Origin of the sequence: Nostoc sp. FACHB-892, assembly GCF_014698795.1 — a bacterium.
GTDB lineage: Bacteria > Cyanobacteriota > Cyanobacteriia > Cyanobacteriales > Nostocaceae > Nostoc.
This window is the reverse complement of sequence record NZ_JACJTR010000004.1, coordinates 361,310-370,216: the sequence shown is the minus strand read 5'-3', so window position 1 is coordinate 370,216 and position 8,907 is coordinate 361,310. Positions and strand designations below refer to the sequence as shown.

Below are 8,907 nucleotides of genomic sequence, written 5' to 3'. Positions count from 1 at the left end.
TTGATTTGAGAGCAGGTGGATTCTTAGAAGAGTTGAAACCCGATGCCATAGTACTGACCCTGATCTAAAATAGACGCTTTACTTATTAGCGTACTACTTAACATATTTAATACTCAAATTTGATTCTCTCTCCATCTCTTGGTTAAATATTCTGTATCTTTAGCTACGATTTTATATGCGCTTACCCTGCCTTTAGCAATTTTATATCGTTGCAATAGATATTCTATAAGAGATGCAGAAAAAGCTTCTTTATATTTATACCACCGATAGATAGGTCTAGTTTTGTTAGCTTGAAAACTAACTATAAGTCGTGTCAATGAAGGATGAACTAAAAATTTACTCTGGAAGCACTGATGCAGTTGCCTATCAAGGTTGTCAATTTCACCTAAACCATCACTTTCCATTTCGGACACGGTATTGGAAACACTTGCTAGGCTGATCACAGATGAATTTTCCTAGAGAATTAGCTAGTCAAGTTAGTATAGTTCTAAATTTTAGGGTTAGATATATGATTCGCCCAAACTTTACAAAAAGTCACTGTATATTTAGGAATGATGTGCGATATGCACAAGAAGTAGACCGTTGTTGTGATCGCCTTTAAAGATCATCTGTGAGATGTACAAGAAGTAGACTGTTGTAGCGATCGCCTTCACTCGACAATAAACTAGGCGATGTCTGCGACGGGCTACGCCTACGCATTAAACCGTCCAATCCTCAATTAACAATCTGGGTACTTTGCCCAAATCTCGATGATTGCGCGTTAATAAAACTAATTTACGAGATAGTGCGACACCGAATAACCAAGCGTAGACATCGCAGTAAAAGAAGTAGAGTGTTGTTGCGATCGCATTGACATTCGTTCAAATTCCGGGCAAGATTGCATGAATTCTTGATATTCTGCTTTGGTACAAAAAAGTATACAGCAGATTTCAAGTTAGTGAAGTACACAAACTAAGCCTCAAAGGCAGATATAAAGCCTGTTTTACTTCTGACTCCTGAATTATAAATTCTGATTTTTGTTGTATATTTTAATGCAAATTTAGCCCAAGTACACGCCTCTGCAAATATGACTGCACCAAAGATGTAAAATTTTCATCCATCTGTGTGATGGTCAAGTACTGAATAACCATAGTTTTTTATTTTAAAGATGATAGAGCAACTTAATTATTCAATAGCCTGAATTGCTTGAATGATTTCTAAATCAGACGCTGGAGAATTATTATCAATTACTAGATCCCAGTTATAACTAACCTGAGCAGCAATTTTATTGTATTCCTGTACTTTGTCAGCAGATATTGGAATGTGAACGGTGCTATCTCGAGTTATAACTCGTTCTAAGCACTTATCTAATGCATATTCAACTTTAATAAATTTGATATGATACTTATTCTTTAAAGACTGATAGAACTTGGCAAAATCCTCTCCTGCACCAAGGGATTCTATCATTACTTTATTATTACTTCTAAAGAGGCGATCGATTTCTTCTTCAAGAATATCCCATCCATCTCGATCCTTAGTCTGCAAATGATCAATCCATATTGGCTCTACAGAAAGAAATTTGATTCCCGTATGAGCATCAACCACAGTTCCAATGTGAGTTTTACCTGCTCCTTTTGGGCCAATTAAGATGAATAGTGTTTTCATTGATATTTGCCAAGGAAGTTTGAGCAATTATTTTTGGGCTTCAGTCTGGAAAAGCCAAACCAGTCATGGGGTCACGAATATATAACCCTAGTGTGAGACTACGAATTGCTTCATCCCAAACGGGTATTAATTGTTCTGCTTGATCTGCCCAATAATCGAATGTAATTAAGCACTGAATATTCGACCCCAAAGCAATGCAAGTCCGCGAAAAAGCTTCCCGTGGTTCTTCTTGAGTGTCAATGAACTTCATCTCTGTCCAGACAATTTTGGCGGTTTGGCGCTTGACGGTAATAATTTCTCCTTTAGCAATGATGTTGCGGCTGTCGTTTTCCAGAACTTTCTTTAAGGTAGATTTTAGCGGAAACTTGCTCCAATCATTGGGTGGCAGAGGATTGAAAGATACTTCCAGACAGCAATCATCGTTGGGTGGTTTTTTATCGAGGAACTTGAAGGATTTTTCTTGTGGCTCAAAAACCCAATCTTGGGGAACATTGAAGCGAACAGCCCCACGATTCGCAACAAATATTTTATAGCCTGATGGAGATTCCCAATGATGGTCAGGCTTTAGTTCAAGGGTTTCTTTAATCCACTGGAGATTGCTTTTTTTACGCTTTGCCATAGTGTTTTTGCCAATCTGCTGAAGAGGGCGTAGGCGTTAGCCTACCGTAGACATCGCCTAATTTGGGTCGGAAACAATCATCAACTTTGTTAATGTTATCAAATTGCTAGTATTTAGTAGCGCTCTTGTATTACTCTTACCAAATAAAAATTAGAAATCTTGATTTTTATTCATCGGCTTTATGAATCTATGGGTAAGTTATAGCAGTTCCCATTCATATGTGGTACAACCTTATACTCCGAAAATACTCTCCAGCCGAAAGATTATGCTGATGCGGGTTCCCATTCATATGTGGTACAACCTTATACTCCGAAGTCTAAGGTCACGGCAGTGCCGTGCCCCTACAGGTGTACCTCACGTAAACGAGAAACGCTATAGGGAGCCACAGTCAACCTAGCTACCTAAAACTCTCCTTCAGCTTAGGACTGGCGTTGAAGGTTTGGACAACCCCTAAGAAGCGAAGAATTTTACTCAGGATATTTTTTTGAACCAGCAAGCGATCGCTAAGAAGCTATTTAGCAATTTTAACGGTAAAACTCAACCTTATGATTAAATTTTCAGCTTTCAGCATTAAAATCTTAGCCGCAGTGTTCATGGTTATGGATCATGTATGCTATCTGCTAATGCCAGACTTTTTAATATTGCACTTTATTGGCCGATTGAGCTTTCCCCTCTTTGCATGGCTTCTAGCTAAAGGCGAAAAACACACCCAAAATGTGTACCGCTATGGAGGCAGGCTATTAATTACAGCAATTATATCTCAGCCAATCTATATTGTTGTTTTCCAAAAGTTCTCATTTAATATTCTCTTCACGCTTCTTCTTGGACTTGTGATGTTGCGCTTAGTTAAGCTTTGTCCACAATTATGGCAGCAATTAATAATTATTGGATTGTGTGCAGCAGTTTCTGAGGTCTTGGGCTTTGAGTATGGAGGATATGGGATTGGAGTGATTTTATTGATGTCTTTAATAGACAAACTCAATCCCAGAGTATGGTTGCTCTACTGGTGCGTCTTACACTTAATTTTAGTAATTTTATCTATAAATTATATATTTCAAATTTGGGCAGTTTTTGCAGGATTCATTGTTTTTCAATTCAATGGTAGACAAGGCTCGCGGGCTAAATGGTTTTATGTGTTCTACCCGGCTCATTTAATAATTTTAGGTGTAATCACTTATTTAATACAGTCCAGGTAGGATTGGCTATTTGATAAGTGATGTCTACAACGAGCTATGACACTCGATAGTGCAGCGTTAGCGAAGCAGGAGCGTCTGAATCGTAAACATTATTCTAGCAAGGGGGATGTTCAGCTTGCGTTGGATATTTGGAATGTTGGTCATACTTGAAGCTAAAATAATAAACTCATGTTATGCAAAAAAATTGAGCCAGAACTATCCCCTGACTAAAGGGCGATTGCAAAAAATTTTTAACTTGCATTTTACTAATCAATGAAGCAAGGGTCTACATTTAGACAGACTTCACTTTATTTAGCCCAACCTACGGACAAACATAAATCTGCTGCAATCCATACATTAATTAAAAAAACTAATTTAAGCAATTACCAAATTCTATTTTTCTTGCCGAAAAAGTTCAAATATTAGATATATTCATCTACAAAGATAGATGCTATACATTTACATATCTTACTTTAGAAGGATATCTTTTTTTAAAATTACTTTTATTGGACCAGAAATTGAAAATAAATATGTAGATATATATTTCCTTCAATGATATTCATCAGATAAATCTTATAAATCTTAGTCTTTTGTTAATGTTTACGAGCTATGATGCCAGAGTAGTGAATAATAATTCGGATTTAAATATCTAGGGATAATTGTGTCATCTAGGAAAAATGCCCTAGATTTATCCCTAAAATCTGCAAAATGTAGCCGAAAGCAACTACTGAATAGGTAAATCTTTAAGGTAATAACCATGAGTTATACTATCGAATCTGCACGGAATATTTTTTCTAGCACTCAAGTGGCAGATGCTGTTCCAGCCACTACAGCAATGTTTGCTAAACTCAACGTTGACGATCAATTGGCATTTCTTTGGTATGCCTACGCTGAACTAGGTCGTACAATTACTCCAGCTGCTCCCGGAAAAGCAAATCTCCAATTAATGGAAGGTATATTCAACGATATTAAGCAGATGTCTCATGAACAACAAACGCAGTTAATGAGAGATTTAGCGAGTAATGCTGATACTCCTATCAGCCGTTCTTATGCATACTTTGGTGTCAATGCCAAGCTAGGATTCTGGTGGCAGTTAGGAGAGTGGATGAAACAGGGTATCGTCGCTCCCATGCCAGTTGGCTATCAAATGTCAACCCAAGTTAAAGCAGTGCTAGAAGCTGTTCAGAAAATCGATCAAAGTCAGCAAATTACAGTACTACGCAACACTGTAGTAAATATGGGGTTTGATCCGTCTCTGGCTGATAAACAACAGGCAGAAGTCATAAACTTTAAGTTCCCACGCTCATCTCTAAGTCCCCAATTTACTATTGAGGGAGTTACAGAACCAACAGTGCTGAAATACATTGAAGCTATGAATGCAGATAACTTTGAAGCTGCTGTTGCTTTATTTGCTAACAATGGTGCGCTGCAACCACCTTTCCAAAAACCAATTGTTGGCCGAGAAGCAATCACTGCCTATCTAAGAGATGAGGGACAAGGGTTAGTGATGAAGCCAACCAAAGGTGTTTCGGAAACTATAGAAGATGGTTATACACAGCATAAAGTTACTGGTACAGTCGAAACTCCTTGGTTTGGAGGTAATGTTGGGATGAACATTGCTTGGCGATTTTTACTCGATCCTCAAGGTCAAATTTACTTCGTGGCTATTGACTTGCTTGCTTCTCCCAAAGAACTGCTTAACCTAACTCGTAAGTAAAATTCTTTGTCTTAATACAAAAGCAATTGCGCTTGTTTAAGATGATGTTTTAAAAGATTTTTTGCCCTCATAGTTAGCAAATCATTGCATATTAGTACATAGCTAAAACATTTATTTTGCGTTGTACTTAACCCAGGCATAAATAACTGCGAAATTATAACTTTTGGGGCTTTTAAAACATCTTCTAAGCGTCATAACGTTCATCAAATAAAATCTCAATCAAAGCTCGGTTCACCTAGAACCGAGCTTTAGTTATTGGCTATGACTCTCCAAAGTTTTTGAGTTAATTCCTTTTTTATAGTAGCTAACCTGATACCCAGCTGTATTTACAGGAGATTTAAACTTGTTGGAGTACACAAACTAAGTTTCAAAACTAGACATAAAGCCTGTTTTACTTCTGAATTATAAATGATGACTCCTGAATTTGGCTGTAAGCATCATGCTTTGCGATCGCATTGCCATCACGATAATCATAACTGAGCATTACAGCCCATAAATATAGATAAAGTCGAATTTAGTTAGCAAAAGCAGCTTTTACTTTCTCAAACCCCAGTTTGCTTTCTCATTTCGGTGTTTTCCGCAAGCAAAAGCAGCTTTTACTTTCTCAAACCCCAGTTTGCTTTCTCATTTTGGTGTTTTCCGCAAGCAAAAGCAGCTTTTACTTTCTCAAACCCCAGTTTGCTTTCTCATTTTGGTGTTTTCCGCAAGCAAAAGCAGCTTTTACTTTCTCAAACTCCAGTTTGCTTTCTCATTTAAGTAGTTCGCGCAATCTGCTGTAATTATCTCTATGTAGCAAAAGCTATTGCAGATTTGCCAGAATTCTCTCAGGCTGATCTATACGTAATTTTTTAAAGTAAATAATATTAACCGTACTGGATTTCAAGGTGTAGATCATGGCTCGTAGAAAAAGAACTTCCGTAGTGTTAGAAAGAGCAGTGCGCCGTGCCGCTAGCATAAACTCAATTGATCCAAGTTTAGATTTAGGCAATGGACTTACCTTACCTGCCTTCTTAACCCTGATCGAGACGATGCGATCTAAAGAAAATGCTTACAACAGTGCCCTTTCCAGCTTAGATAAGTTGTATCGTGAAATGCTGGAAACAGAAGACAAGTTGGGAGATATGACAGAACATATGTTAATGGCAGTTGGAACTCGGTATGGCAAAAGCAGTGTGGAATACGGCATGGCGGGAGGAGTTCCTAAAAGCCAGCGTCGTAAGGGACTGCGAGGCCAGTCGCCAACTCTTGGTACTGAGCAACCGTCATTTGTTGCCAGTCTGGAAGGCAAGAATGGAAAGACAACGGTAGCGACAAATTAGGATATGCGCTAGTAATTAAAATTTTGTCAAACCCAAATAATTGCGTAGGCGCAGCCCATCGTAGACATCGCTGTTTTACCAAAATATTTATCCGTTAGTAGCCGCGCAGCCTAACGCACCCTACAGCTTGACAAAAAAATTTAAACAAAGGTGAGTATGTGGGCATCTTGGGAACTATAGAAGTAAATCAGATTAAACTCAACTTCTAGTTTCCAATGAAAACTCACTATCCTAGCAAAGAAGGTAAAGCGTTTCCATTACAGATTGTTCTTGTTGTTCCCTTCCTTATCCAAATTTTTGCAGCAGTAAGTTTAGTGGGTTATTTGTCCTTTAAAAATGGACAAAGAGCAGTTAACGCCCTGGCAGAGCAGTTGATGGATCGTACCAGTGATGTAGTGGATGAACATTTGAAGTCTCATCTTTCCGTTCCGCAAACGCTCAATCAGATTAACGCAGATGCTATCCGCAGGGGAGTATTAAATGTAGGCGATCGCAAAACCCTTGGCACATATTTCTGGGATCAGATGCAGGCGTATGACCTGACTTATGTTGGTATAGGACTAACGACGGGTGAGGGGATGGGAGTCGCTCGTTATGATGGCAAGACAATTACCATTGATGATTGGACTGCCAACCTTCCTAATAACACTACTAACTACGCCACGGATAACCAGGGTAATAGGACTCAAGTTAATAATCATTTTACTTGGGACAATTTCAGCGAAGTTTGGTATACCCAAACCATCGCCGCTGGTAAACCCATCTGGGCAAAGATTTATACTGCAAATTTTCCAACAGGCCCCTACATTGCTGCCTCTGCCAGTCGTCCCATCTATAATGCACAAAATCGCTTGCTAGGAATGATTGCTACAGATATCCACTTGCTGAAACTCAGCGATTTTTTACGCACTTTAGATGTTAGTCAGTCTGGGCAGGTATTCCTTTTAGAACGGGATGGTATGTTAGTTGCCAATTCTGGCACAGAGAAGCCCTTTACCCTGATTAATCAAAAAGTTCAGAGATTGCGGGCGATCGACAGCCCCAACCCAATCGTACAGAACATTGCCAGACACCTCCAAACCTTTAACGGGTTTGCCTCCATCAACCAAGACACAGATTTTCAGCTTGAGGTGCAAGGAAAACGGCATTTTGTCGATGTTGTACCTTGGCGTGACAAGTATGGCTTGGATTGGCTAGTAGTAGTGAGTGTGCCAGAAAGCGCATTCATGGCGCAAATTGATACCAACACGCACACCACGATCGCACTTTGTTTAGGCGCATTGTTGCTTGCCTCAGTGATGGGCGTGTTCACCTCTCATTGGATTGTACGCCCGATTCTGCGCCTGAATTGGGCAAGTGAAGCAATGGCATCTGGCAATTTAGATCAGAAAGTAGAAACTAGCGGCATTCGAGAACTTAATACCCTATCCAACTCTTTCAACCACATGGCAGGGCAATTGTACGAAACGTTTACTGCCCTAGAGAAAAGCAAGGAAGAATTAGAAGACCGGGTAGAAGAGCGCACCACCGAACTCAAAAATGCATTAGAGGAATTGCAGCGCACTCAATCTCAAGTTGTTCAAAGTGAAAAAATGTCTAGTCTGGGACAACTAGTTGCTGGAGTTGCACACGAAATTAATAATCCAGTCAACTTTATTCATGGCAACCTCGCCCATGTCCAAGAATATACCCAGGATTTATTAACGCTTGTGCAGTTGTATCAGGAGCATGGTTCTGTTCCTGCTCCAGAAATACAAATCGCTGCTGAAGAAATGGATCTGGAGTTTTTGCAAGAAGACTTGCCGAAAATGTTGTCTTCCATGAAAGTGGGCACCGATCGCATTCGCCAAATTGTACTATCGTTGAGGAACTTCTCCCGCACCGACGAAGCGGAATTTAAAAAGGTCGATATTCATGAGGGCATCGATAGTACTCTGATGATTTTGCAACACCGCCTCAAAGCTAAACCAGAGCAACCTGAAATTGAGGTGATCACAGACTATGGCGATGTACCTCTTGTAGAATGCTATGCCGGACAACTCAACCAGGTGTTTATGAATATTTTAGTGAATGCAATTGATGCATTAGAAGAAAGCAATGCCAAGCGCACCTATCAGGAGATCAAAGACAATCCTAGTCGAATTAAGATTCGGACATCGGTAGTTAATTCAACCTGGGTAGAAGTGGCGATCGCTGATAATGGAGTCGGAATTTCCAAAGAATTTCAGCAACGAATATTCGATCCCTTTTTCACCACCAAACCCATTGGCAAAGGAACTGGAATGGGTATGTCTATCAGCTACCAAATTATCACAGAAAAACATGGCGGCAAACTGGAGTGCTTCTCAACTGCTGGAAAAGGAACCGAGTTTATCATTCAGGTTCCTCTCCAGCTAAAGGTTCATAGAGTAGTTTAACTGGATACTACTTTGG

General features: G+C 39.5%; 7 protein-coding genes. 4 read left to right on the top strand and 3 right to left on the bottom strand.

Going from position 1 to position 8,907, the window contains the following annotated elements; translation table 11 throughout:
* Positions 1-113 precede the first annotated feature (113 nt).
* The 3 genes from H6G96_RS08505 to H6G96_RS08495 all read right to left on the bottom strand — a co-directional run bounded on the left by H6G96_RS08505 (position 114) and on the right by H6G96_RS08495 (position 2,263).
* Positions 114-443, bottom strand: coding sequence for a hypothetical protein (locus tag H6G96_RS08505; protein WP_190911034.1), 330 nt, complete (start codon positions 441-443; stop codon positions 114-116).
* A 721-nt stretch (positions 444-1,164) separates the two neighbouring features.
* Positions 1,165-1,644, bottom strand: a complete 480-nt coding sequence (locus tag H6G96_RS08500) for a shikimate kinase (protein WP_190911033.1) — start codon at positions 1,642-1,644, stop codon at positions 1,165-1,167.
* Between the two features lie 40 nt (positions 1,645-1,684).
* Positions 1,685-2,263: a hypothetical protein gene (locus tag H6G96_RS08495; RefSeq protein WP_109012220.1), complete on the bottom strand. Its 579-nt coding sequence runs from the start codon at positions 2,261-2,263 to the stop codon at positions 1,685-1,687.
* Between the two features lie 545 nt (positions 2,264-2,808).
* On the opposite strand from H6G96_RS08495, the gene H6G96_RS08490 reads away from it, so the two are divergent.
* The 4 genes from H6G96_RS08490 (at position 2,809) to H6G96_RS08475 (ending at position 8,891) form a co-directional block, all read left to right on the top strand.
* The gene (locus H6G96_RS08490) at positions 2,809-3,459 is read left to right on the top strand and encodes a TraX family protein (RefSeq protein WP_190911032.1); all 651 of its coding nucleotides are present in this window, start codon (positions 2,809-2,811) and stop codon (positions 3,457-3,459) included.
* A gap of 736 nt (positions 3,460-4,195) precedes the next feature.
* Positions 4,196-5,155, top strand: a complete 960-nt coding sequence (locus H6G96_RS08485; protein ID WP_190911031.1) for an orange carotenoid protein N-terminal domain-containing protein — start codon at positions 4,196-4,198, stop codon at positions 5,153-5,155.
* A gap of 893 nt (positions 5,156-6,048) precedes the next feature.
* Entirely contained in the window at positions 6,049-6,474 is a 426-nt protein-coding gene (locus H6G96_RS08480) for a hypothetical protein (RefSeq protein ID WP_190911030.1), read from the top strand.
* Between the two features lie 215 nt (positions 6,475-6,689).
* Positions 6,690-8,891 carry an ATP-binding protein gene (locus tag H6G96_RS08475; protein ID WP_190911029.1) on the top strand — a complete coding sequence of 734 codons (2,202 nt, stop codon included), beginning with the start codon at positions 6,690-6,692 and terminating at the stop codon, positions 8,889-8,891.
* Positions 8,892-8,907: the final 16 nt, after the last annotated feature.

Bases quoted from the DNA above. Each gene is read 5' to 3' on its own strand.
- H6G96_RS08490 (WP_190911032.1), top strand. From the start codon at position 2,809: ATGATTAAATTTTCAGCTTTCAGCATTAAAATCTTAGCCGCAGTGTTC.
- H6G96_RS08485 (WP_190911031.1), top strand. From the start codon at position 4,196: ATGAGTTATACTATCGAATCTGCACGGAATATTTTTTCTAGCACTCAA.
- H6G96_RS08500 (WP_190911033.1), bottom strand. From the start codon at position 1,644: ATGAAAACACTATTCATCTTAATTGGCCCAAAAGGAGCAGGTAAAACT.
- H6G96_RS08480 (WP_190911030.1), top strand. From the start codon at position 6,049: ATGGCTCGTAGAAAAAGAACTTCCGTAGTGTTAGAAAGAGCAGTGCGC.
- H6G96_RS08495 (WP_109012220.1), bottom strand. From the start codon at position 2,263: ATGGCAAAGCGTAAAAAAAGCAATCTCCAGTGGATTAAAGAAACCCTT.
- H6G96_RS08475 (WP_190911029.1), top strand. From the start codon at position 6,690: ATGAAAACTCACTATCCTAGCAAAGAAGGTAAAGCGTTTCCATTACAG.